Origin of the sequence: Roseovarius gaetbuli, assembly GCF_900172365.1 — a bacterium.
Classification (GTDB): domain Bacteria; phylum Pseudomonadota; class Alphaproteobacteria; order Rhodobacterales; family Rhodobacteraceae; genus Roseovarius; species Roseovarius gaetbuli.
This window is the reverse complement of record NZ_FWFJ01000013.1, coordinates 14,930-38,600: the sequence shown is the minus strand read 5'-3', so window position 1 is coordinate 38,600 and position 23,671 is coordinate 14,930. Positions and strand designations below refer to the sequence as shown.

Below are 23,671 nucleotides of genomic sequence, written 5' to 3'. Positions count from 1 at the left end.
ATACGCCTTCAATACCTTTCGTGCCCGCTGATTCAGTGAGCTATAGGCAAGCAAGGGCCTCATTTTGTTATGGTCCGGGATATCAGCCTGAAGCTATTCCAGAATAACGGCGTATTCCCTTCGCAATGCCATGAAGGCAGAGGATCTGTCGTTCTGACGGCTTCGGAAAAAGGCATAAATCGAAATGAGGAAGGCCAATGCAGCAATTATGACAGCGCATTTTTGAGCGATATCAAGGTAGTAAATCCAACTTAGGTCAACCTGAGTGGCGGTATCTGCGGGCGCGACGACAGGCGGGGCTTGCGTTTTTACGTTAGCGTTCATGTTATGTTTTAAGCATATCCCGCTTAGGGTCGCCATGCATTATTTGTGCACGCGCGGTCGGCCAAGCAGCCCCAGATTATTCGTCGAATAATCTGGGGTGACTCGCCTAATGCGCGGGTTTGATGAAGGTGCCGTTGCGCAGGTCGGCCATGGCGGTGCGCAGCTCCGCCTTGGTGTTCATCACGATCGGCCCGTGCCAGGCGACCGGCTCGGCAATTGGCGCGCCCGAGATCAGCAGAAAGCGGATGCCCTCGGGGCCGGCCTGCACGGTAACCTCGTCGCCGGTGCCAAAGCGGATCAGGGTGCGGTTGCCCGAGAGGTCGCGAATGTGCACCTCTTGCCCGGCCACCTCTTTCTCCAACAGAACGCCCTCGGGGGCACTTGCATCGGCAAAGGCGCCAGCACCCGCGAAGACATAGGCAAAGCTGCGTCGGTAGGTGTCGACGGGAAAGGTTTTCTTCACCCCCGGCGGTACCGAGATATCAAGGTATTGCGGATCTGCCGCGATGCCGTCGACCGGGCCGTGCTTGCCCCAGAACGCGCCGACGATCACGCGCACCGCGGTGCCGTCGTCATCAACCACCACCGGGATATCGGGCGCGCTCACGTCCTGATAGCGCGGCGCGGTCATCTTGAGCGCAGAGGGCAGGTTCGCCCAAAGCTGAAAGCCGTGCATCTGTCCGTTGGCGTTTCCTTTCGGCATTTCCTGATGCAGGATGCCCGACCCGGCGGTCATCCATTGCACATCGCCCGCGCCGAGGCGGCCCTGATTGCCAAGGCTGTCGCCATGTTCCACCTCACCGGCCAGAACATAGGTGATCGTCTCGATGCCGCGATGCGGGTGCCAGGGAAAGCCCTGCTCATACGCGGCGGGGTTGTCATTGCGAAAATCGTCAAACAGCAAGAACGGGTCAAGCTCGGTCGGGTCGTGAAACCCGAAGGCGCGGTGCAGATGCACGCCGGCCCCTTCCATGGTGGCCTGTGCCTTGCGGGTTTCCAATACGGGTCTGATCGACATGGCATGTCTCCTTTGCAACAGGGATATAGGCGCTCTTGGTGTGGGCGTCATGGGTCGGCTCTGTTCAGCGCTCAACCGCGGCTGTGCATTTTTGAGAGGCTTTGGCGGGCTTGCTCTCGCCAAAGCCGTCTTGTCGGGGTAAAGCCTGCCGAAAGGGAGAATTCGGATGCAAGATACAGAAGTACTGGCGGTGCTGCGGGCCTCGACCCCACGGCGGGTTCTCGGGGTCGTCGCGCTTGGGTCGCTTGGCCTGTTGATGCTCTACCTGGCGCTGGTTCAGCCGTCGGCCATGGTCTGGCAATTGGTCATGGTGGCACTTGGGGCGCTGATCCTCTTTCTGGCCGAGCGGATGTGGCGCGCCACATCGCATACCCTGGAGCTGACCCGTGAGGGATTGCGCAGCGATGACGGGGTTATGATCGCGCGGATCGCGGATTTGGCCAGCGTCGAGCGGGGCGTGTTTGCCTTCAAGCCGTCAAACGGCTTTTCGATCCGGCTCAAGACAAAGGCCCCTGCTGCCTGGCAGCCGGGGCTTTGGTGGCGTGTCGGTCGCCGTATCGGGGTTGGTGGTGTCACTGCCAGCACCAATGCCAAGGTGATGGCCGAGATCATGGAAGACCAGATGAACCGGCAGGCCGCACCGGATTAGGGCGTGCAGACCCCGACGTAGCAGAGTTGTGCGCCAAAGCGCAGCGACATGAACATTTGGGTTTTGATCGGTGTGTCCTTGGCCACGCCAAAGGGTAGATGTGCATCATATACTGATCTGGTTTCCACGATGATAAGATCCTGACCATTGGTCATTTTAGGGAAAGTCGCGTGCGCTTCTTTCACATCTGCCGTGGTCAATTTAAGAAGTTCGCCCTCGCCACGCACCTCTGACCAGCGCAGTTCAAATTCGTCGATGTTATCGGGATCATACTGATGATAGCGAACCACCGATGTCCTGATTTGATTGTCGCTTCCGTTCTTCGTCATTGTATCAAACAAAAGCTTGGTATTGTCGATATATGTTGCATCCACGACGTTGGTTTCACGCGACAGCATATCGGCAACTGTATAGGTGGCTTTTTCGCGCACGCTTTTGTAACGAAACATATCGAAGAACTCATAGCTGAAGACCAGCAAGCCAAAAAGAAATGGCAACATGATCACCGTCTCCATGGTGACGGTTCCCTGTTCGGATTTGCGAAAGCGTCGCAGGGCACGTTTTATGTCAAAGATATACATTTTAAACTGGCTCCTGAACAAAGGCAGTAGTGGAAATGATCGTTGCCTGTCCGTTGGTATCCGTTTGCAAAGCCCGTCCGAGGAATTGCTTTGGGAAAAGCGGATCGTATTTCACGCAGGCCCGCATCAGCATTAACTCGTTCTGTACTCCGGGGATGAAGGCACGTACCGGCTTGGTTGGTTCCGCCGCATCGGTACAGTCGACCGCTGCATCAAGTGCGCTGAAGGTCCTAATATCGGTCGGCCGCAATTCAAGCTGCAGAGTGTTCATGCAATCGTAGATGATCACAGACTTTTCACAGACGATTTGCTTGATCTCGTCATGCTGCGGCGCGGTGCCCGTACCAAGACGGACTTCACGTACCGCAATATCCAGCCCTCGTTCTAGCATGGTATTGCGTAGCGTTATGAAGCCAAGCTCGATTGAGAACATCATCAGCGCTATGAACACCGGAGCAACGATCACAAACTCAACAGAAGCTGTCCCGTCTTCATTACGCCGAAAGCGGTGCAGAGCATTCCTGAACCCGGGTATCATTGGCTCAACCTCAGATTTCTGATGTTCGCTGCGATCGAACCAAACGCGGTTATGATACTGCCGCCCGTAGCATGATAGTAATGCGATTCAGAGGTGGCGCATTTGATGAGTTCTCGCTCAGCGGCATCATTTACTTCGAAGCCGATGGTGTAAACTATAACACCTTCAGTCTTGGTGGCACTGCAGACGCTTTGCATAAGGGTGTTTTTATGGGCGGCGGTGATATTTTCTTCGGAGTAATAATCGTTCCAAGCGCTCCAGTCGCCGGTTATTTCACCGTAATAATCAGGCGACATCAGACCCCAGGCATCTTCCCAGTCGAGTTGAATGGTTTCAATATAGCCGGGCATTGTCTGGCTCAGATTATTGAATTCCGAGGGTGTATACCATTTTGGGTTTCCCATAGCCGCTGCACCGATGCTGTAGTATTCTCCAGCAATGGGGCTGTAGAGAAAGTAGACCGACTCTTGGGCGCCATCTCCCTCGTAAACGCATTCCCACTTTGGGTGGGCGCAAACGCTCTCGGCGTCAGTCCCCGTTTTCGTTTCATTGACATTTTTTATGTTAAACGCGTAGTCAACCTTATTCGTTGTACTGACGACCTCGTAGAGATTGGACGCCGTCCCGCGGAATTTCGGTGGATCAAGGTCGAATTTGGTGGTCGGGGTGTTAACACCATCACTCATGAAGATAATGACCTTATTCGTGTTGGGATCATCATAATCGACGGGCACATTCGCGAGGGACGGAGTCAAGGATCCTGCGTCGATCATCGAACTGGTCACTTGGCGGAATGTCGGATCTAGCAGGGCGGCACCCCAGTTCATGCCGTCGTTGCCCGAGCTGTCTCCAGCTGCACCAAGACCGTCGAGAATAGGATCAGGGATACTTCCGTAAGAACCGTCGACCTTACCGTCAAGGCCGTCGATCTTGGCGTAAAGTTCACCCGCGCTGATTGAATATGGCAGGATGCGCATTGCGTCTTCGTTGAAACACGACTGCTGGTTTAGATCGAGCGAATCCGCCCCAAATCCGCCAGAGAGTGAGGTGTAGACCATCTGGGAAGCCGGAATGCCGCTACTCAGTGACGAGCTGCCGCTCGTGAGCGTGGCATGGGTATAATCGTTGTCCTTGAACTCGAGGCAAGTCGTGTAATCGTGTCGATCGTCTACCGCGAGCGCATTGTAGATTGACTCGGGTGGCGAGACAGAGGAGCTGAACGGAACAATCGAGAGCACCACGCTGCCCGGGGTGCGACCATCGAGACTAAACTCTACGAACTCGTGAGCGCCCTTCTGGAGATTGGCGAGCTTGTTACCCTTCATCGTCGCGGACAAGTCCAGAACTAGAATTCCTTCGAGCTTCGGAATATTCACTTCCGCTGTAGATGAAGCCGCAACGCTGAGCGTTTTCACCCCGCTCATTTTCAACAGGTAAGTCTCGAGAGTGTTCTGTCCGCGAGCCGTGATACTAGCATTATCCAACATTGCGGTTATCTCGCCATCCTGTTCGGGCGAAAGGTAATCTATCTTACCGTGCTTGGTCACGTAGTCTTCGATTGCTGACCGGGCCTCGCTTTTGTTTTTGGCAGACGCTGCAGTCAGAACCGCACCATCAAGCGTGGCCTGCAAAGAGGAACGCTCCATCTCGTGGCGCATGGCATCAATTGTGATCCCGCCCATGATTAGGAATGTCACGGCGATGAAGAAAGCGAGTATGGTCACTGTACCATCTTCCTCGCGCACGAAACGCGTTGCCCAGGCGGGCAAATGGTTTTGTTCGTTGTGCCCAGCGGCATCTGAATCGGGGCGTTTGTTGTACTTTATGAGCATTTCATCACCTCTGTCGTGATAGCATTGGCCGTCGGGCCACGCATTCCACCATCGTTTTTTATCGCCGCGATGTGTGGCGGAATTAGGGCGAAAAACTGGCGAAACAGTAAGAGTTAACCATTTGAAAACAACAATATGGATCAGAAGTTGAGTATTGTTTTCAAGGTGGAAACGAAAGATGTGGAGTACCCGTTCAGGTAGATAGAATCCGCTCGGTTTTCTCTGTCGACTGGACAAAACGGTCACAGGTCTTAACCATGTTTAAATGTTCTGGGCACAATGATCTGCACCAATGCAGACGGCCACGGGTCGCATAAGGGAGAGGATAATGACCGCTATCAAAGAGCCAAGTTTTCGTGAAAGTGTGGATCTCATGTTCAATCGCGCGGTTGCGCTGATGGATCTGCCGCCCGGGCTTGAAGAGAAAATTCGCGTCTGCAATGCCACCTACACGGTGCGCTTCGGGGTGCGTCTGCGCGGGCAAATCCATACCTTTACCGGCTATCGCAGCGTGCATTCCGAACATATGGAACCGGTCAAGGGCGGCATCCGCTATGCCATGGGCGTCAATCAGGACGAGGTTGAGGCGCTGGCGGCGCTGATGACCTATAAATGCGCTTTGGTCGAGGCGCCGTTTGGTGGCTCCAAGGGCGGGTTGCGGATTGATCCGCGCGAGTGGGAAGAGCACGAGCTTGAGCTGATCACCCGGCGGTTTGCCTATGAGCTGATCAAGCGCGACCTGATCAACCCGGCGCAAAACGTACCGGCCCCGGACATGGGCACCGGCGAGCGCGAGATGGCCTGGATGGCCGATCAGTACAAGCGCATGAACACCACCGATATCAACTATCGCGCCTGCGTCACCGGCAAGCCGATCAATGCGGGGGGCATTCAGGGCCGGGTCGAGGCGACCGGGCGTGGCGTGCAATACGCCTTGCAGGAGTTTTTCCGCCACCTCGAGGATGTTGCGGCGACCGGTCTGAGCGGGTCGCTTGATGGCAAGCGGGTCGTGGTGCAGGGGCTTGGCAACGTGGGCTATCACGCGGCCAAGTTCTTGCAGGAGGAAGATGGTTGCGTGATCACCGGCATCATCGAACGCGATGGCGCGCTTTACAATGAGGCGGGTCTTGATGTCGAAGCGGTGCATGAGTGGATGCAGAAACACGACACCATCAAGGGCTTTCCCGATGCCACCCATAGTGCCGAAGGGGCAGCGGTTCTGGAAGCCGACTGCGATATTCTGATCCCCGCGGCGATGGAGGGGGTGATCAACATGCAGAACGCCGCCCGCATCAAGGCGCCGCTGATCATCGAGGCCGCCAATGGCCCGGTGACCGCCGGGGCGGATGAAGTCCTGCGCGAAAAGGGCACGGTGATCATTCCCGATATGTATGCCAATGCGGGGGGTGTGACGGTGTCGTATTTCGAGTGGGTCAAGAACCTGAGCCATATCCGCTTTGGCCGGATGGGGCGACGCCAGGAAGAGGCGCGCCACCAGCTTATCGTGGATGAGTTGCAGCGTCTGGATCAGCACCTTGGTGATGCCTGGGTGATGTCGCCCGGCTTCAAGCAGAAATACCTGCGCGGGGCTGGTGAGCTTGAACTGGTGCGCTCTGGGCTCGATGACACTATGCGCATCGCCTATCAGTCGATGCGCGAGGTCTGGCATGGCCGCAAGGATGTGACCGACCTGCGCACGGCGGCCTATCTTGTGTCGATCGCCAAGGTTGCGGCCAGCTATCGCGCGATGGGGCTTTGAGCGTGTGAAAAAGATGGCAGAGCCTGTGCTCTGCCATTGCTATCCCCGGCGCGACTTGGTTCACTCGGACCAATGCATCATGAGGGGGTTTACATGCGGTTTTCGGGCTGGCGTGTTCTGAAAGAGGGTCTGACCGGCAACAAGGGCTGGCAGGCCCATTGGCGCGACGCGACGCCGAAATCCGAGTATGACGTGGTGATCATCGGCGGCGGCGGGCATGGCCTTGCCACGGCCTATTACCTGGCCAAAAAACATGGCATCACCAATGTCGCGGTTCTTGAAAAGGGCTATCTAGGCGGCGGCAATGTCGGGCGCAACACCACCATTGTGCGCGCCAATTACTTCCTGCCCGGCAATTCGGAATTCTACAGCCATTCTCTCAAGCTCTGGGAGGGGCTTGAGGAGGATCTGAATTACAACGTCATGCATTCGCAGCGCGGTCAGATCGTGCTGTTTCATTCCGACGGACAGGGCGATGCGATGGCGCGGCGGGGCAATGCGATGATCAATCAGGGCGATGATGCCGAGATGCTCGACCGGGCCGCTTTGCGGCGGATGGTGCCCTATCTCGATTACGACAATGCCCGGTTCCCGATCTATGGCGGCATGCTTCAGCGCCGCGCCGGTACTGCGCGCCATGACGCCGTGGCCTGGGGGTATGCGCGCGGCGCAAGTGAGCGCGGCGTCGATCTTATCCAGAACTGTGAAGTCACCGGCATCGACATCGAGGGCGGCGTCGTCAAAGGCGTGCAGACCACGCGCGGCGCGATCCGCGCCAGGAAGGTGGCCATGGTCGTGGCCGGGCGCTCAAGCCAGGTGGCGGCGATGGCGGGCATGCGGCTTCCGATCGAAAGCCATGTGTTGCAGGCCTTTGTCACCGAGGGCCTCAAGCCGGCGATTGATCATGTCATCAGCTTTGGCATGGGTCATTTCTATATCAGCCAGTCTGACAAGGGTGGGCTGGTCTTTGGTGGCGATCTTGACATGTATGCCTCTTATGCGGCGCGCGGGAACCTGCCGCTGGTCGAGCATGTGATGGAGGCGGGCATGGCGTTGATGCCTGCCATCGGCAAGGCAAGGGTGCTGCGCAGCTGGGGCGGGATCATGGATATGTCACCGGATGGGTCGCCGGTGATTGATCGCACCCATATCGACGGGCTCTATCTCAATTGCGGTTGGTGTTATGGCGGGTTCAAGGCGGTGCCGGCCTCGGGCGACGTGACGGCGCATCTGATTGCCACCGGGGCGCCGCATACCGCCGGGGCGCGGTTCCGGCTTGATCGGTTCCGCACCGGGCGGGGGCTGATGGATGAAGAAGGCACCGGCAGCCAGCATAATCTGCATTGAGGGGGCTGTGATGAGCGTTGCAAGATTGAGTATTTATGGAACGATGAAAGAGCGGGTGCGATGAGACTTCCCTGTCCGATTTGCGGCGCGCGTGATCGGCGCGAGTTCACCTATCGTGGCGCGGCGGTGGCGTTGGAGCGCCCCGATGCAGAGGCCGGGCCGGAGGCCTGGGACGACTATGTGCACAATCGCGACAATCCCGCCGGGGTGACGCGCGATCTTTGGTATCACGAACAGGGCTGTGCCGCCTGGATCGTGGTGACGCGCAACACCGCCACGCATGAGGTGTTGGGCTCCATACTGGCAAGTGAGGCGCGCCGCGCCGGGAGCGCGTCATGAGGATCGAGGGCAAGGGGCTTGTCGAGGGCAGGACGCCGATCAGTTTCACCTTCGATGGCACGCGCTATCAGGGGTTTGAGGGCGATACTCTTGCCTCGGCGCTTTTGGCCAACGGGGTGCGGATGGTGGGGCGGTCGTTCAAGTATCACCGTCCGCGCGGCGTAATGACGGCGGGCAGCGAGGAGCCGAACGCCCTTGTCACCCTTGGCTTTGGCGCCGCGCAAGAGCCGAACATGCGCGCCACCACGGTCGAGTTGCGAGAGGGGCTCTGGGCGCGCAGTCAGAACCGCTGGCCGACGCTTGGGTTTGATCTTCTGGCGGTGAATGATCTGGCCGCGCCTTTCCTTGGCGCCGGGTTTTATTACAAGACCTTCATGTGGCCGCGCCGCTTTTGGGAGCGGGTCTATGAGCCGCTTATTCGGCGTGCGGCGGGGCTTGGGGCGCTGTCGGGTGCGCCGGACGAAGACCGCTATGAACGCGCCTTTGCGCATTGTGATCTGTTGGTGATTGGCGCGGGGCCGACCGGGCTTATGGCCGCGCTGAGTGCGGCCAAGGCCGGGGCGGATGTCATTCTGGCGGATGAGGATGTCGCCCCCGGTGGTCGGCTTTTGGCCGAGACGATTGAGGTTGATGGCATCTCTGGCGCCGCCTGGGCGAGGGAGATGGCGGCAGAGCTTGCCGCGTTGCCGAATGTGCGGGTGATGACGCGCACCGCCATTACCGGCGCCTACGATCAGGGCACTTACGCAGCGCTTGAGACGCGCGCCGATGCTCTGGCGCGTCGCCCCGGTGCGGCCTGTGGCACGTTTTGGCGGATCGTGGCGCGGCGCAGCATTCTGGCGGCGGGTGCACTTGAGCGACCGATAGCCTTTGCCAACAACGACCGACCCGGCGTGATGATGGCGGGCGCGGTGCGCGCCTATCTCAACCGCTGGGGCGTGGCGCCGGGCCAAAGCGTGGTGGTCTTTGGCAATAACGATAGCGCGCATCGGACCGCCGCCGACCTCGATGAGGCGGGGGTGCATGTGGCCGCATTGGTGGATTCGCGGCATTATGCGACCTGCGACCTCGACGTGCCGTTTTATCCCGGCGCGGAGGTTTGCGACACGCAGGGGCGGCGCGCGCTTGAATCCGTCACCATCCGCTCGGCCAAGGGCGAAGAGCGGCTCCGCGCCGATTGTCTGGCCGTTTCCGGGGGCTGGAACCCAAGCGTGCATCTGGCCTGTCACATGAATCCGCGCCCCGTTTGGAACGCCGATTTGCTGGCGTTTTTGCCGCCCGAGAATGCCCTGCCGGGGATGGTGGCCGCTGGGGCCGCCGCCGGTGATTTCTCGACCCGCGCCTGTTTGCAGGGCGGCGCGCGCGCCGGGCAAGAGGCGGCGCGTGACCTTGGCTTCAAGGGCGGCGAGCTTGCCGTTCCCATGGCCGAGGATGCGCCTTGCGACATCTTTCCGCTCTGGCAGGTGCCGGGACGCGGGCGCGCCTGGCTTGACTTTCAGAACGACGTCACGGTCAAGGATGTGCAGCAGGCGGCGCATGAGAACTTTCGCTCGGTCGAGCATATGAAGCGCTATACGACCCAAGGCATGGCGCCCGATCAGGGCAAGAATTCCAATGTCGCGGCGCTTGCGGTGCTGGCCGATGCGACCGGGCGCGGCATTCCCGAGACCGGCACGACCACGTTCCGACCGCCCTATGTTCCGGTACCGATTGCGGCCATCGGCGCGGGGGGAAGCGGCAAGGGCTTTGCGCCCGAGCGCCTGACCCCCTCGCACGATGAAACGCGGCAAAGGGGCGCGCCGATGATCGAGGCCGGGCTTTGGTATCGGCCAGGCTATTTCCCGCGAGACAAGGAAACCCATTGGCGTCAATCCTGCGACCGTGAGGTCAACATGGTGCGGGGTGCCGTCGGCGTCTGTGACGTGACGACCCTTGGCAAGATTGACGTGCAGGGGCCGGATGCCGGTGCGTTTCTCGATTTTGTCTATACCAACATGATGTCCACTCTGGCGGTCGGGCGGGTGCGCTATGGTCTCATGCTGCGCGAAGACGGGCATGTGATGGATGACGGCACCTGTGCGCGGCTTGGCGCACAACATTATCTGCTGACCACCACCACGGCGGCGGCGGGGCAGGTGATGCGGCACCTGGAATTCGTGCATCAGGCGCTGCGCCCCGATCTTGACGTCCGGCTGGCCTCGGTCACCGAGGCTTGGGCGCAGTTTGCCGTCGCCGGGCCGAAATCGCGCGAGCTTGTGAATGGGCTGTTGGATGCGCCGGTTGGGGATGCGACATTTCCTTACATGGCCTGTGGTGCGGTGCGTCTTGGCGGGATCAATGCGCGGCTGTTCCGGATTTCGTTCTCGGGCGAGCATGCCTATGAGATCGCCGTGCCGGCCCGCTATGGCGCGGCGCTTTTCAGTGAGCTTGTGGCGCGGGCCGAGGCGATGGACGGCGGCGCTTACGGGATGGAGGCGCTGAATGTGTTGCGCATCGAAAAGGGCTTTATCACGCATGCGGAAATTCACGGGCGCACCACCGCCTTTGACATCGGCATGCAGCGGATGATCAGCGCCAAAAAGGATTGTATCGGCAAGGCGGCGGCCGCGCGCCCCGGTCTTGTGGAGGAGGGCCGCGAGCAGCTTGTGGCGCTTAAGCCCGTCGGCGCCGTCAAAGAGCTGCTGGCAGGGGCGCATCTTTTCAACGCCGGTGATCCGGCGACAAGCGCGCATGATCAGGGCTATGTCACCTCGACGTGTTTCTCGCCGACATTGGGCCATGTGATCGGCCTTGGGTTCTTGAAAGCCGGACGCGCGCGGATCGGCGAGAGGGTGCGCATGGTCGATCACCTGCGCGGGTCTGATACGCTCTGCGAGGTGCTGGACCCGATCCAGTTTGACAAGGACGGAGGCCGGTTACGTGGTTGATCTTAAACCTAAAACCCCCTGCGCGGGGCTTGTGCCGCTGCGTGTTGGGCCGCTCTCTCTTCTTGAGGATGCGCCCGGGCACATGACTGCCATTGCGCCCTACCTCGGGCAGGATGCCGCCCTCTCGGAGGCGTTGAAAGCCGCGCATGGCATGGCCGCGCCCGGCGTGGGGCGGATGAGCGGAACGCGCGGTGCGCGCGCGCTTTGGTTCGGGCAACGGATGATTCTTCTGATCGGGCCTGCGCCCGATGCCGGTCTGGTAAAGTTTGCCGCGCTGAGCGATCAATCGGATGGCTGGGCGGTATTGCGCCTTGAGGGGCAGGGCGCGGGCGATGTGCTTGCGCGCATGACGCCGTTAGACCTGCGGCCCACGCAGTTCAAGCGCGGGCACACGGCGCGCAGTGACTGCGCGCATATGCCCGCCTCGATCACCCGGCTTGGCGAAGACGCGTTTCAGATTATGGTGTTCCGTTCGATGGCGGCGACGCTTGTGCATGAGCTGAAAATCGCCATGGGCCGGGTCGTGGCTCTGCAATAGCGCCCCAAGGGGCAATGTGCGGGCAATTTTCCCCGCGCCACCCCCCTTACAATGCCTTGCGGTTATACTAGGTTAGGGGCAACTGACGCCAATGTTCACGAGGTCTCCCATGCGCCGTTTTGCCCTGATTGCCACGCTTCTTGCCCTGCCGATGACCGCGCAGGCCGAAAACCCGATGTGCGCCACCTCTGGTGATATCGTAACGGCCGCCGTCGAGGCGCGCGGCGCGGGCATAGAATCGCCCGAGGCGATCGAGGCGATCAGCGCCGGGTATACCGGCGACGAGGCGCGCTATCAGAACGCGGTTCAGCCGCTGGTCGATTGGGTCTATTCGCTCTCCGAGGAACAGCTTGGCGATGGCGTGGCCGAGGCCTATCTTGCGGCCTGCCTTGCGCAATAGCGCGGCGCGCGGGGGGTTATCCCCAGCGAAATCATCTGCGCCCACTGGACAGTGACGCGCGCGCGCCCGATATATAGGGTATGAGCCTGCCACCCGGATTTCTTGAAGAATTGCAAACCCGCATCTCGCTTAGTCAGGTGGTCGGGCGCAAGGTCATGTGGGATACGCGCAAGTCCAATCAGGGCAAGGGCGACATGTGGGCGCCATGCCCGTTTCACCAGGAAAAATCCGCCTCTTTCCATGTCGATGACCGCAAGGGGTTTTACTATTGCTTTGGCTGTCACGCCAAGGGCGATGCGATTTCCTTCGTGCGCGAAAGCGAGAATGTCGATTTCATCGAGGCGGTGAAAATCCTCGCCGCCGAGGCCGGCATGCAGATGCCCGAGCGCGACCCCCAGGCCCAAGCCAAGGCCGACCGGCGCACCGAATTGGTCGCGGTCATGGATCTTGCGGTCAAGTTTTTCGCCCTGCAACTGCGCACCGGCGCGGGGGCGGCGGCGCGGGATTATCTTGTGGGTCGCAAGCTAAGTGAGGACACGCAGGCGCGGTTCGAGATCGGTTTTGCGCCGGATGCCTGGCAGGGGCTTTGGGATCATCTAACGGCCAAGGGCGTCAGCGAAGAGATGATCCTTGCCTGTGGTCTGGCCAAGGCCAGCCAGAAGGGCGGCAAGCCCTATGACACCTTTCGCAACCGGATCATGTTCCCGATCCGCGATGCGCGCGGGCGCTGTATTGCCTTTGGCGGGCGCGCGATGGACCCGAATGACAACGCCAAGTACCTCAACTCGCCGCAGACCGAGCTGTTTGACAAATCCCATTCGCTTTACAACCACGGCCCTGCCCGCGAGGCGGCCGGCAAGGGCCAGCCGCTTATCGTGGCCGAAGGGTACATGGATGTGATCGCGCTTGTCGCGGCGGGGTTTGGCGCGGCTGTGGCGCCGCTTGGCACTGCGGTGACCGAACATCAGCTTCAGATGCTCTGGCGGGTCGCGCCAGAGCCGATCATCGCGCTCGATGGCGACAAGGCGGGGCTGAACGCCGCCTACCGGGTGGTTGATCTGGCGCTGCCGTTGCTGGAGGCCGGTAAATCGCTGCGCTTTGTGCTGATGCCCGAGGGTAAAGACCCTGATGATTTGTTGCGCTCTGACGGGCCGGGGGCGGTGCAGGCTTTGCTGGATAAGGCCCTGCCGATGGTTCAGGTCCTGTGGCAGCGCGAAACCGACGGGCGCGATTTCGATAGCCCTGAGCGCAAGGCGGCCTTTGACAAGGTGCTGCGCGAAAAGATCAAACTGATCCGTGATCCCTCGATTCGCGGCCATTACGGCCAGGCGATCAAGGACATGCGGTGGCAGTTGTTCAACCCGCGCCGCAGCGCGCCCAATGCGCCGCGCTTCAAGGCGGGCAAATGGCCGCCGCCGCCGACGGCGCGCGCGACCACCAAATCCTCGCTTCTGGTGGCCTCGGGCGATCATGCCGATATCCACCTGCGCGAGGCGGTTATCCTGGCCACGCTGATTTGCTGCCCTTCGGTGACAGAGGCCTTCGAGGCCCGCATCGAGCGGATGGAATGCCATGACCCAGACCACGCCCGGCTGCGCGACCTGATCCTGCGTCACGGCGCATCGGGGCAGGGCGCGCTTCAGGCCCTGATTGAGGCCGACCTTGGCCCCGAGCCCCTTGAAAAGCTGATGGCACTGCCCCACGTTGCGATAGCAGCCTCGGTGCGCAATCCCGGCGAGGCAGAGATTGCCCGCATGACCCTCTCGGAAGAGTTGGCCAAGCTGGAGGCACAGCGCGGGCTGAGCGCCGAAGTGTCCGAGGCCAGCGAGGATATCGACGGGCTGGCCGACGAGGCGATGACATGGCGCCTTGGACAGGCGGCAGAGGCGCGAAATCGGGCGGTGCGCAGCGAACAGGAAGACCGCGCCGAATACGATCTCGGCGAAAATGGTGCGCGGATCAAACGAGACGAGAAAGAGCAGTTCGACGAACTGCTCGGCAAGATTAGTTTTTCCAAACCGGGGCGTTGACCTATTTTGGTGAGGAAGCGGTAAAGAAATCAGGGTAAACGGGTGTGCGAATCACTTATTCGCGCTAATGATTCGTTTTAACCGAATCACCCGTCCCGTTCATAGATCAGGAGTCTTTCATGGCCGCCAAAGATACCGACGACCAAAAGCCCGACAATTCGGAATCCGAAGTCTCGCTTGATATGAGCCAGGCCGCGGTCAAGAAAATGATCGCCGAGGCGCGTGAAAAAGGCTTTATAACCTATGATCAGCTGAACGAAGTTCTGCCTCCTGATCAGGTATCTTCTGAACAAATCGAAGACGTTATGTCGATGCTCAGCGAAATGGGCATCAATATCATCGAGGCGGAAGAGGCCGAAGAAGACGATAACCGCACCACTGCCCTGGCCGAGGTCGGGCGTCGCGGCGAGATCACTCTTGGCTCTGGCAAAGAGGAAAAGCTTGATCGTACCGACGATCCGGTGCGCATGTACCTGCGCGAGATGGGCAGTGTCGAACTTCTGAGCCGCGAAGGCGAAATCGCGATTGCCAAGCGGATCGAGGCCGGGCGCAACACGATGATCGCCGGGCTTTGTGAAAGCCCGCTGACCTTTCAGGCGATCACGATCTGGCGCGACGAACTTTTGGGCGAAGACATTCTGCTACGCGATGTGATCGACCTTGAGGCGACATTCGGCAATCAGCTTGGCGATGAAGAGGGCGGCGAACCCGTCGTCGAGGCCGCCAATGTCGGCACCGCGCCGAGCGCGGCGCCCGCTGCTGGGGCCGATCAGCCCGAGCTTGACGCCGATGGCAACCCGATTGCAAATGACGATGACGACGACGAGGACGAACAGGCCAACATGAGCCTGGCCGCGATGGAGGCCGCCCTCAAGCCGCGCGTGCTTGAGACGCTGGACCGGATCGCGGATGATTACGTCAAGCTCTCGGAAATGCAGGACAGCCGGATTTCGGCCACCCTCAACGAGGACGGCTCGTTCAGCAAGGGGCAGGAAGTCACCTACCAGACGCTGCGCTCGGAGATTGTCGAGCTGGTGAACGAGCTTCACCTGCACAACAACCGGATCGAAGCGCTGATCGATCAGCTTTACGGCATCAACCGTCGGATCATGCAGATCGACAGCGCGATGGTGAAGCTCGCCGATCAGGCCCGCATCAACCGCAGCGAATTTGTCGAGGCCTATCGCGGTCGCGAACTTGATCCCAACTGGGTCGATGACATGGCGAAAAAGCCGGGTCGCGGCTGGCAGATGTTCATGGAGCGCTCGCCCGAGAAAGTAACCGAGCTGCGCTCTGACATGGCGCAGGTCGGGCAATATGTCGGCCTTGATATCTCGGAATTCCGCCGCATCGTGAACCAGGTGCAGAAGGGCGAGAAAGAGGCGCGTCAGGCCAAGAAGGAGATGGTCGAGGCAAACCTGCGTCTGGTGATCTCGATTGCCAAGAAGTACACCAACCGCGGCCTGCAATTCCTTGATCTCATTCAGGAAGGCAACATCGGCCTGATGAAGGCGGTGGATAAATTCGAATATCGCCGCGGCTATAAATTCTCGACCTATGCCACCTGGTGGATCCGTCAGGCGATCACCCGCTCCATCGCCGATCAGGCGCGCACCATCCGTATTCCGGTGCATATGATCGAGACCATCAACAAGCTGGTGCGTACCGGCCGCCAGATGCTGCATGAAATCGGCCGCGAACCGACGCCCGAGGAACTGGCTGAAAAGCTCCAGATGCCGCTTGAAAAAGTGCGCAAGGTGATGAAAATCGCCAAGGAGCCGATCTCGCTTGAGACCCCGATTGGCGACGAAGAAGACAGCCAGCTTGGCGATTTCATCGAAGACAAGAACGTGATCCTGCCGCTGGATTCGGCGATTCAGGACAACCTCAAGGAAACCACAACGCGGGTTCTGTCCTCGCTTACGCCGCGCGAAGAGCGGGTTTTGCGGATGCGTTTTGGCATCGGCATGAACACCGATCACACCCTCGAAGAGGTCGGCCAGCAATTCAGCGTGACCCGCGAACGTATCCGCCAGATCGAGGCCAAGGCGCTGCGCAAGCTCAAGCACCCGAGCCGCTCGCGCAAGCTTCGGTCGTTCCTGGATCAATAGGGCGCAGCATGTCGCTTTGGTCTAAATTGTTCGGCGGCAGTGGCAGTGGCAAGAGTATGGCCAAGCCCGCACCCGAGGCGGAAACCTACAAGGGGTTTGTGATCTTTCCCGAGCCGCAGCCCGGTGAGGGCGGTTACCGCGTCGGGGCGCGCATCGAAAAAGAGATTGTCGGCGAGGTGAAGGTGCATCAGCTTCTGCGCGCGGATGCGATCCTCAACATGGACGATGCCGCCGCCTTTTCGGTGCGCAAGGCGAAACAGGTCATCGACGAACAGGGCGAGCGGATTTTCCGCTGATCCGCCAAGCCCGTAGGGTGGGTGAAACCCACGTTGCACCGGCCAAGGACAGATGCGCGCTGCCCCAAAGGGTGGCGCGTTTTTTAATGGCTTGAGCCTGGCCAGAAACTGGCGCAGCTTGGGGGGATGCACACCAGCTTTCATATTCCGACCCGTGGCCAGGGCCTTTACGAGTTCACCGATCAGGTGGCGGTATGGGTGCGCGGGAGCGGGCTTTTGACGCTGTTCATCCGCCACACCTCGGCTAGTCTTCTGGTTCAGGAAAACGCCGACCCGGAGGTGCAGACCGATCTGCGCGCCTTTTTCGCGCGGCTGGTGCCGCCGACCACCGATCCGTCGATGCGCTATCTCACCCATACCTATGAGGGCCCCGATGATATGCCTGCCCATATCAAGGCGGCGATGATGCCGGTCAGCCTGTCGATCCCGGTGATTGCCGGGCGCATGGCGCTTGGCACCTGGCAGGGGATTTACCTCTTTGAACATCGCGACGCCCCGCAGTCCCGCGAGGTGGTGGGCCACCTTGCGCTTTCCCCGGCAAAGGAGCGATCATGACCCGGATTTTCGCTGCTAGCCTTGCTCTGTGCCTCTTGGCGCGCCCGGTTTTGGCCGTATGCGTGCAAGATCAGACGCTCTTTCTGCGCTGCGATATGGAGCGTGGCGGCAAGACGTTGGAGCTGTGCTGGAACGAAAAGCAGGCCACTTACCGCTTTGGCCCCAAGGGCGGCATGCCGGAGCTGGCGCTTGGCCTGGCGATGGGCGCGGGGGCGACCCACACGCCCTGGCCCGGCATCGGGCGCACCATCTGGGAGGCGATGCGCCTGCGCAACAATGATGTGGTCTATGAGGTCTATGGCGGGTTTGACCGGATGGATGCCGCGACCCGCGACGCCCCCGATAGTCGGTTCGGTGGTGTGATCGTCTTGCAGGATGGCGAAGGCGAGATTGCCCATCTGAAATGTCGCGCAGGGACCGTTGAATTCACCTATTAAGCGCGGCGCGAGTCCTGAAAACCACGGAAGGTCTCGCATGATGTGGGGGCTGCAAATCCCCTCTACCCAAAACCTTGCGGCTGTCCTATAGTGGCTGTGGATAACTTGGGCGACAGACCCATGATCACAGAGGCAAGGACAGAAAAGGGGGACGGCCGATGCGCTGCCCGTTTTGCGGAAACATTGACACTCAGGTAAAAGATTCACGCCCCGCCGAGGATCATGTTTCGATCCGGCGCAGGCGGTTTTGCCCGGCCTGCGGGGGCCGTTTCACGACCTATGAACGCGTGCAGCTGCGCGATCTGGTGGTGGTGAAAACCAATGGCCGACGCGAAGATTTCGACCGGGACAAGCTTGAACGCTCGATCCGGATCGCACTTCAGAAACGCCCGATTGATCCCGATCGTATCGAACAGATGATCAGCGGCATCGTGCGGCGGCTAGAGAGCATGGGCGAGACCGATATCCCCTCGAAAACCGTGGGCGAGATCGTGATGGAAAGCCTGGCGCGGATCGATACCGTCGCCTATGTGCGCTTTGCCAGCGTCTATAAGAACTTTCAGGCGGCGGATGATTTTGACAAGTTTGTCAGTGAGTTGCGCCCCGAAGATGCCGTCACCAACCCCAAACCGGACGCGTGAGGGGGCCTGACGCGCGCTTTATGGCCTTGGCCCTGTCGCTTGGTCGACGGGGGCAGGGCCAGTGTTTTCCCAATCCTGCCGTGGGCTGTGTGATCGTGCGCGAGGGCCGGATCGTCGGGCGGGGCTGGACCGCGCCGGGCGGGCGGCCCCACGCCGAAACGCGCGCGCTTGCGCAAACGGGCGAGGCGGCGCGTGGCGCCACCGCCTATGTCACGCTTGAACCCTGCGCCCACCATGGCAAAACGCCGCCCTGCGCCGAGGCCTTGATCGACGCGGGTATCGCACGCGTCGTCGCGCCGTTCGACGACAATGATGCGCGGGTCTCGGGGCGCGGCTTTGCGATGTTGCGCGCTGCGGGCATTGAGGTCACCACCGGGGTGATGGCCGACGAGGCCGGGCGCGATCTGGCCGGGTTCATTATGCGCAACGAATTGGGGCGGCCCTGGCTGACGCTCAAGCTTGCGACCTCTTTTGACGGGCGCATTGCCACCGCCACCGGCCACAGCCAATGGATCACCGGCCCGGCCGCGCGGCGCGCGGTGCATGGTCTGCGCGCGCGTCACGATGCGGTCATGGTGGGGGCGGGCACGGCGCGCGCCGATGACCCGACGTTGAACGTGCGCGACATGGGCGCGCGTCGTCAGCCGGTGCGCGTGGTGGTGTCGCGCCGTCTTGATGTGCCGCTGATGTCCAACCTGGCGCGCACTGCCAAGGATGTGCCGCTCTGGCTTTGTCATGGCCCCGAGGCCGACGCCGCCCTGACCGAGGCCTGGACCGGCATCGGCGCGCGGCTTTTGCCCTGTGGTGTGCGCGCGGGACAGATGGATATGGCCTCGGTTCTGGGCGAACTTGGCGCGCGGGGCCTGACGCGGGTGTTTTGCGAAGGCGGCGGGTCGCTGGCCGCTTCGCTCTTGTCGGCCGGGCTTGTGGACGAGTTGGTCGGCTTTACCGCCGGGCTTGCGATTGGCGCCGAGGGCCTGCCGGGCGTGGGCGCATTGGGGCTGGCGCGGCTCGAAGAGGCGCGACGCTTTACCCTGATCGAGACCCGCGACGTGGGCGGCGACGTGATGCACCGCTGGCAGCGGAGCAGATCCTAGAGCGTGTCGTGTTCACTCAAAATTCACACGACATGCTCTGACATATTGAGTCCGCATGTTGTCGACGCTCAAAACCGGTTCCCACTTTTGAGCAACATGCTCTAAACGCCCGTGACCCTGCGACAGGTCTTGCGCGCGACCACAGAGATATCACAGCTAGTGCGTTGAATTTCTGAACTTTCCTTGGTCACCAGCCGGGCCAGTTCTTTGCCGGCCAGCTCGCCAATGGTGCGCGCGGGCAGGCGGACGGTGGTCAATCCCGGCTCCATCTCGCGGGAGCCTTTGAAATCGCCGATCCCGATGATGGAAATATCATCCGGCACCCTGAGACCACAGCGCATCGCCGCATAAATCGCCCCGACCGCCAGAACATCATTGCCACATAAAATGGCCGTCGGCAGCGCGGGCTGGCTTAGCATGCGGGTGACCGCCTCTTTGGTGTCGGCGATGCTATAGGGGGTTTCGACAATCCATTCCTTCGGCGTGGCGCGCGGCAGGTCGGCCAGCACCGACATCGCCCCCTGCTGGCGGTCGCGGGCGCGGTCGTTGTCCCTTGTCGGGGGAAAGACCATGCCGATGTCGCGGTGGCCAAGATCGACAAGGTGGCGCGCGGCCAATTCCCCGGCGTGGCGGTTGTCGGCCCCGACACAGGGCAGGATCGAGGTCTTGTCATAGTTCCAGATCGAAATCGCGGGAATGTCCTGTCGCTGGATCAGGTTGTAACTTTCGGCAGAATGATCAAGCCCGATCAACGCAAGCCCGTCGACGCGGTGTTCGAGAAACTTGCGCAACGCGCCATACTCGCGCTCAAGGTCATAGCCGTGCGAGGCCACCAGAAGGGTAAAGCCATAAGGCTCGACTGCGTCCGAGAAGGCCTGAATCACCTCGGCAAAGATGGCGTGATCAATCGTCGGCACCACCAATCCGATGGTGCCGCTGCGAATGCCGTGGATCGTCTGGGCCGCGCGGTTGCGGATATAGCCAAGGCGGCGCACGGCGGCGTCGATCTTCTTGCGAGTCGCCGGTTTGACCAGCTCGGGGTGGTTATAGGCGCGCGAGACGGTCGAGATCGACACCTTCGCAGCCTTGGCGACGGCGACGATATCTGCATTTCCATTATTTTTATCAGCCATTTAGGGCGCCCAATGCACGATTTTATGAAAACGTTTGCAAAACTATTTTCATCCCCTAGCCTAAGAAGTCAATATCTGTCCAAACGGGTTGGGAGGCCTTGATGGAATTCCTCTATTATTTTGGTGACGTCTTCACGCCGATCAATTTCGCGCTGTTGATGCTTGGCACCATCGGGGGGCTTATCCTTGGGGCGACGCCCGGCCTGTCGCCGACCATGGCGGTGGCGCTTTTGATCCCCTTCACCTTTCAGCTTGAGGCGGCGCAGGGGCTTATCCTGTTGGGGGCGGCCTATACCTCGACCGTCGCCGGGGGCGCGGTTTCGGCGATCCTGCTCAAGATTCCCGGCGCCCCGGCCAATATCGCCACAACCCTTGACGGGCACACGATGGCGCAAAAGGGCGAGGGCGCCAAGGCGCTTCAGCTCAGCTTCCTGTCCTCTGCGGTGGGCGGCGTCTTTGGGGTGATGTTGCTGATCTTCCTGACGCCGGTGCTGGCGAAATGGGCGCTGGCCTTTGGGCCGAGCCACCTGTTTTGGCTGGCGATCCTCGGGGTGACGGTGATCGGCACGCTTGACAGCCGCTCGGTGGTCAAGGGGCTGTTGTCGGGCTGTATCGGGCTGTGGCTCTCGACCATCGGGTTTGACGATATCATGGGCGCGCAGCGCTTTATCTTTCACCCCTCGCTTGGTGGCGGCATCAACATCATCGCGGCGCTGATCGGCCTGTTCGCGATCCCGCAGGTGATCACCATGTTCGCCAAGGGCCGTCGCAATGACGGCGCCGAGGTGATCACGGTGCAAAAACACTCGATCCTTGATGCAATGAAAGAATTGATGCGCAACAAGCGCGCCATGGGGATCGGCACGATCACCGGCTCGATCATCGGCCTTATCCCCGGTGTCGGCGGTCAGATCGCGGGGCTTGTCGCCTATGATCAGGCCAAGAAGTTCAGCCCCGATCGCGACAAGTTCGGCACCGGCCACCCCGAGGGCGTGATCGCAGCCGAGGCCGCCAATAACGCCATGGTCGGTCCGAGCCTCGTGCCGCTTCTGACGCTGTCGATCCCCGGTTCGCCGACCGCCGCCGTCTTGCTTGGCGGGCTGTTGATCCACGGGATTTTTCCGGGCACTGATTTGTTTGACAATCACCCCGATGTGGCCTGGACCTTTATCAACTCGATGCTGATCGGGCAGATTTTGATGTGCGTCTTCGGGCTTTACGTGGCGGGCATGGCGGCGCGGGTCGCGCAGGTGCCGCAATCGGTGATGGCGGCGGTGGTGCTTGGTCTGGCCGTGTTTGGGAGCTATTCGGTGCAATCGAGCATGGGCGATGTCTATGTCATGGCAGCCCTTGGGGTGATGATGTATTTCCTCGAACGCTTCGGCTTTTCCGCCGCCCCTCTGGTGCTTGGTCTGATCCTCGGGCCGATCGCCGAGGCCAACTTTATCCAGGGCGCGATGATTGCGCGCGCCACTGACGGGCTTGGGCCCTATTTCCTTGTCGGGCCGCTCAATATCTTCCTGATTGCGGTGGTGATCCTGTCGGTTCTCTATTCCGCCTACATGGAGCTGCGCACCCGGCGCTATACCAGCAAAGAGGAGATCATGGCATGACCCCGAACCTGCCGCGTCTTCAGAATGTTATCGGCTCTGGCATCGTGGCCGCTGTCGGCCTCTGGGTCGCCTATGTGAGCTATACCCAGCAACCCTCCGAGGCGTTCCTGTTTCCGCGCCTGATCGCCACGGTGTTCGTGGTTCTTGCGCTCTGGACCTTTGGCAAGGCCTGTCTTGGCTGGACCAAGGTCGGCAATGGCATTTCAATAAGCCAGATGGCAAACCTGACGCCGGGCCTGATCGTGACGCTGATCTATATCTTTTGGGCGGCCAAGGGGCTTGGGTTTTATACCGCCACCCCGATCGCCTTTTTCATCCTGCTGAGCCTTTATGACCCGGCCTCGCACCGCGAGGTGAAATCATGGCTCAAACGTCTTTTCATAACGGCCTGTTTCGTGGCCGTCATGTACGGTCTCTTCGCAAAACTTCTAAAAGTGTACACACCGCGAGAGATATTCTTCTGAACCGTAACAGCGGCAGAATTCATCATCCCAGGGAGGAACCAACCAATGAAACAACTGCTAGCAGGGGCCGCAATCGCCCTTATGGGCCTGACCACCACAGCAACCGCAGAGGGCGCCGAAAATTACCCCGAACGCCCCGTCATGATGATGGTCAGCTATGGTGCCGGCGGCGCCACCGACTTTCAGGCGCGCATCGTCACCATGACGGCGGGCAATGAGGATGCACTTGGCATGCCCATCGCGATCCTCAACAAGCCGGGGGCCGGCGGGCGTGTCGGCTGGAACTGGCTGGCCACGCAGGCCGATGCCGACGGCTATACGCTTGGCGCCTATAACGTGCCGCACTTTATCGCTCAGTCGATCAAGGGCGGGGTCGAGTATTCCACCGACAGCTTTGAGCCGATTGCAAACTGGGGCGCCGATCCGGCGGTCTTTGTGGTCGGGGCCGACAGCGACTTCACCTCGATGCAGGATGTGGTTGCCTTCGCCAAGGAAAACCCCGGCAAGCTGACCTTCTCGGGCGCGGGTCTTTTCGTGGGGCACCACATCGCGGCGCTTCAGCTTGAAAAGGCGGCGGACGTCAAGATGGCCTATATCCCGAACAACAAGGGCGGCGCCGGCGCCATGAAGGCCGTCATCGCAGGCGAAGTCATGGGCGGGATCAACAACCTCTCGGATGCCTTCCGCGCCGAACAGGCGGGCAACGTCAAGATCCTCGGCGTGTTCGATCTTGAGCGCAACGAGTTCCTGCCCGACGTGCCGACGCTCAAGGAGCAGGGCTATGACATCGACAACGCTTCGGTCAACTTTCGCGGCATCATGGTGCCCAAGGGCACACCCGAAGACGTGATCGAAAAGCTGGCCGCGACGGTGCCCGCGATGTTCGAGAACGGCAAGGTTGCCGACAAGATGAAAGCGGGCGGCTCGCCGATGAAGGTGATGACCCGCGACGAGGTCAAGCAGATGTGGGCCGACCGCGCGGCGACCCTCAAAGAGCTGCTTGCAGGCCTCTGAAACCACTGCCCCCCACCCCCCGTTACGG

General features: G+C 60.6%; 22 protein-coding genes. 17 read left to right on the top strand and 5 right to left on the bottom strand.

Features of this window, described 5'->3' with window-relative positions:
* Positions 1–430: 430 nt before the first annotated feature.
* Positions 431–1,342 carry a pirin family protein gene (locus ROG8370_RS08535; RefSeq protein WP_085826664.1) on the bottom strand — a complete coding sequence of 304 codons (912 nt, stop codon included), beginning with the start codon at positions 1,340–1,342 and terminating at the stop codon, positions 431–433.
* A 166-nt stretch (positions 1,343–1,508) separates the two neighbouring features.
* Here ROG8370_RS08535 and ROG8370_RS08530 point away from each other — a divergent pair, with 166 nt between their 5' ends.
* Positions 1,509–1,991 carry a hypothetical protein gene (locus ROG8370_RS08530; protein WP_085826663.1) on the top strand — a complete coding sequence of 161 codons (483 nt, stop codon included), beginning with the start codon at positions 1,509–1,511 and terminating at the stop codon, positions 1,989–1,991.
* Here the strand turns inward: ROG8370_RS08530 and ROG8370_RS08525 are convergent.
* The 3 genes from ROG8370_RS08525 to ROG8370_RS08515 are packed head-to-tail and all read right to left on the bottom strand — an operon-like array spanning position 1,988 to position 5,188.
* A complete protein-coding gene (locus ROG8370_RS08525; RefSeq protein ID WP_085826662.1) occupies positions 1,988–2,572 on the bottom strand; it encodes a TadE/TadG family type IV pilus assembly protein in 585 nt (194 codons plus the stop codon). The two genes, ROG8370_RS08530 and ROG8370_RS08525, sit on opposite strands and share 4 nt — an antisense overlap.
* A 1-nt stretch (position 2,573) precedes the next feature.
* On the bottom strand, positions 2,574–3,110 hold the full coding sequence (locus ROG8370_RS08520) for a TadE/TadG family type IV pilus assembly protein (protein ID WP_085826661.1): 537 nt from the start codon (positions 3,108–3,110) through the stop codon (positions 2,574–2,576).
* Positions 3,107–5,188 carry a Tad domain-containing protein gene (locus ROG8370_RS08515; protein WP_245827275.1) on the bottom strand — a complete coding sequence of 694 codons (2,082 nt, stop codon included), beginning with the start codon at positions 5,186–5,188 and terminating at the stop codon, positions 3,107–3,109. Before ROG8370_RS08515 ends, ROG8370_RS08520 begins: the two co-directional genes overlap by 4 nt.
* Positions 5,189–5,270: 82 nt before the next feature.
* Between ROG8370_RS08515 and ROG8370_RS08510 the strand changes: the two genes are divergently transcribed.
* The 13 genes from ROG8370_RS08510 to ribD all read left to right on the top strand — a co-directional run bounded on the left by ROG8370_RS08510 (position 5,271) and on the right by ribD (position 19,419).
* Positions 5,271–6,701, top strand: coding sequence for a Glu/Leu/Phe/Val family dehydrogenase (locus ROG8370_RS08510; RefSeq protein WP_085826659.1), 1,431 nt, complete (start codon positions 5,271–5,273; stop codon positions 6,699–6,701).
* A gap of 93 nt (positions 6,702–6,794) precedes the next feature.
* Entirely contained in the window at positions 6,795–8,048 is a 1,254-nt protein-coding gene (locus ROG8370_RS08505; RefSeq protein WP_085826715.1) for a sarcosine oxidase subunit beta family protein, read from the top strand.
* Between the two features lie 60 nt (positions 8,049–8,108).
* Entirely contained in the window at positions 8,109–8,387 is a 279-nt protein-coding gene (locus tag ROG8370_RS08500) for a sarcosine oxidase subunit delta (protein ID WP_085826658.1), read from the top strand.
* Positions 8,384–11,314 carry a sarcosine oxidase subunit alpha family protein gene (locus ROG8370_RS08495; RefSeq protein ID WP_085826657.1) on the top strand — a complete coding sequence of 977 codons (2,931 nt, stop codon included), beginning with the start codon at positions 8,384–8,386 and terminating at the stop codon, positions 11,312–11,314. The genes ROG8370_RS08500 and ROG8370_RS08495 overlap by 4 nt, the downstream gene beginning before the upstream one ends.
* Complete coding sequence (locus ROG8370_RS08490; RefSeq protein WP_085826656.1) at positions 11,307–11,852, top strand: sarcosine oxidase subunit gamma; 546 nt, start codon at positions 11,307–11,309, stop codon at positions 11,850–11,852. The genes ROG8370_RS08495 and ROG8370_RS08490 overlap by 8 nt, the downstream gene beginning before the upstream one ends.
* A gap of 109 nt (positions 11,853–11,961) precedes the next feature.
* Entirely contained in the window at positions 11,962–12,252 is a 291-nt protein-coding gene (locus ROG8370_RS08485; protein ID WP_085826655.1) for a DNA primase, read from the top strand.
* 80 nt (positions 12,253–12,332) lie between these two features.
* Positions 12,333–14,282 (top strand): DNA primase, encoded by a 1,950-nt coding sequence (dnaG, locus tag ROG8370_RS08480; RefSeq protein ID WP_085826654.1) that lies wholly within the window; start codon positions 12,333–12,335, stop codon positions 14,280–14,282.
* Positions 14,283–14,401: 119 nt separating this feature from the next.
* Complete coding sequence (gene rpoD / locus ROG8370_RS08475) at positions 14,402–16,393, top strand: RNA polymerase sigma factor RpoD (RefSeq protein ID WP_085826653.1); 1,992 nt, start codon at positions 14,402–14,404, stop codon at positions 16,391–16,393.
* 8 nt (positions 16,394–16,401) lie between these two features.
* Positions 16,402–16,689 carry an HlyU family transcriptional regulator gene (locus tag ROG8370_RS08470; protein ID WP_085826652.1) on the top strand — a complete coding sequence of 96 codons (288 nt, stop codon included), beginning with the start codon at positions 16,402–16,404 and terminating at the stop codon, positions 16,687–16,689.
* A 126-nt stretch (positions 16,690–16,815) separates the two neighbouring features.
* Entirely contained in the window at positions 16,816–17,244 is a 429-nt protein-coding gene (locus ROG8370_RS08465) for a secondary thiamine-phosphate synthase enzyme YjbQ (protein WP_085826651.1), read from the top strand.
* Complete coding sequence (locus ROG8370_RS08460; protein WP_085826650.1) at positions 17,241–17,681, top strand: hypothetical protein; 441 nt, start codon at positions 17,241–17,243, stop codon at positions 17,679–17,681. The genes ROG8370_RS08465 and ROG8370_RS08460 overlap by 4 nt, the downstream gene beginning before the upstream one ends.
* A gap of 158 nt (positions 17,682–17,839) precedes the next feature.
* On the top strand, positions 17,840–18,322 hold the full coding sequence (nrdR, locus tag ROG8370_RS08455) for a transcriptional regulator NrdR (RefSeq protein ID WP_085826649.1): 483 nt from the start codon (positions 17,840–17,842) through the stop codon (positions 18,320–18,322).
* A 20-nt stretch (positions 18,323–18,342) separates the two neighbouring features.
* The gene (ribD, locus tag ROG8370_RS08450; RefSeq protein ID WP_085826714.1) at positions 18,343–19,419 is read left to right on the top strand and encodes a bifunctional diaminohydroxyphosphoribosylaminopyrimidine deaminase/5-amino-6-(5-phosphoribosylamino)uracil reductase RibD; all 1,077 of its coding nucleotides are present in this window, start codon (positions 18,343–18,345) and stop codon (positions 19,417–19,419) included.
* Between the two features lie 101 nt (positions 19,420–19,520).
* Here ribD and ROG8370_RS08445 read toward each other — a convergent pair whose 3' ends face one another.
* Complete coding sequence (locus ROG8370_RS08445; RefSeq protein ID WP_085826648.1) at positions 19,521–20,552, bottom strand: LacI family DNA-binding transcriptional regulator; 1,032 nt, start codon at positions 20,550–20,552, stop codon at positions 19,521–19,523.
* A 101-nt stretch (positions 20,553–20,653) separates the two neighbouring features.
* Between ROG8370_RS08445 and ROG8370_RS08440 the strand changes: the two genes are divergently transcribed.
* Genes ROG8370_RS08440 through ROG8370_RS08430 form a run of 3 tightly spaced genes read left to right on the top strand, consistent with a single transcriptional unit; the run spans position 20,654 to position 23,643 of the window.
* Positions 20,654–22,165, top strand: coding sequence for a tripartite tricarboxylate transporter permease (locus ROG8370_RS08440; protein WP_085826647.1), 1,512 nt, complete (start codon positions 20,654–20,656; stop codon positions 22,163–22,165).
* Positions 22,162–22,629, top strand: coding sequence for a tripartite tricarboxylate transporter TctB family protein (locus tag ROG8370_RS08435; RefSeq protein ID WP_085826646.1), 468 nt, complete (start codon positions 22,162–22,164; stop codon positions 22,627–22,629). The genes ROG8370_RS08440 and ROG8370_RS08435 overlap by 4 nt, the downstream gene beginning before the upstream one ends.
* Positions 22,630–22,674: 45 nt before the next feature.
* Entirely contained in the window at positions 22,675–23,643 is a 969-nt protein-coding gene (locus ROG8370_RS08430; protein ID WP_085826645.1) for a Bug family tripartite tricarboxylate transporter substrate binding protein, read from the top strand.
* The last annotated feature ends 28 nt before the right edge of the window (positions 23,644–23,671 follow it).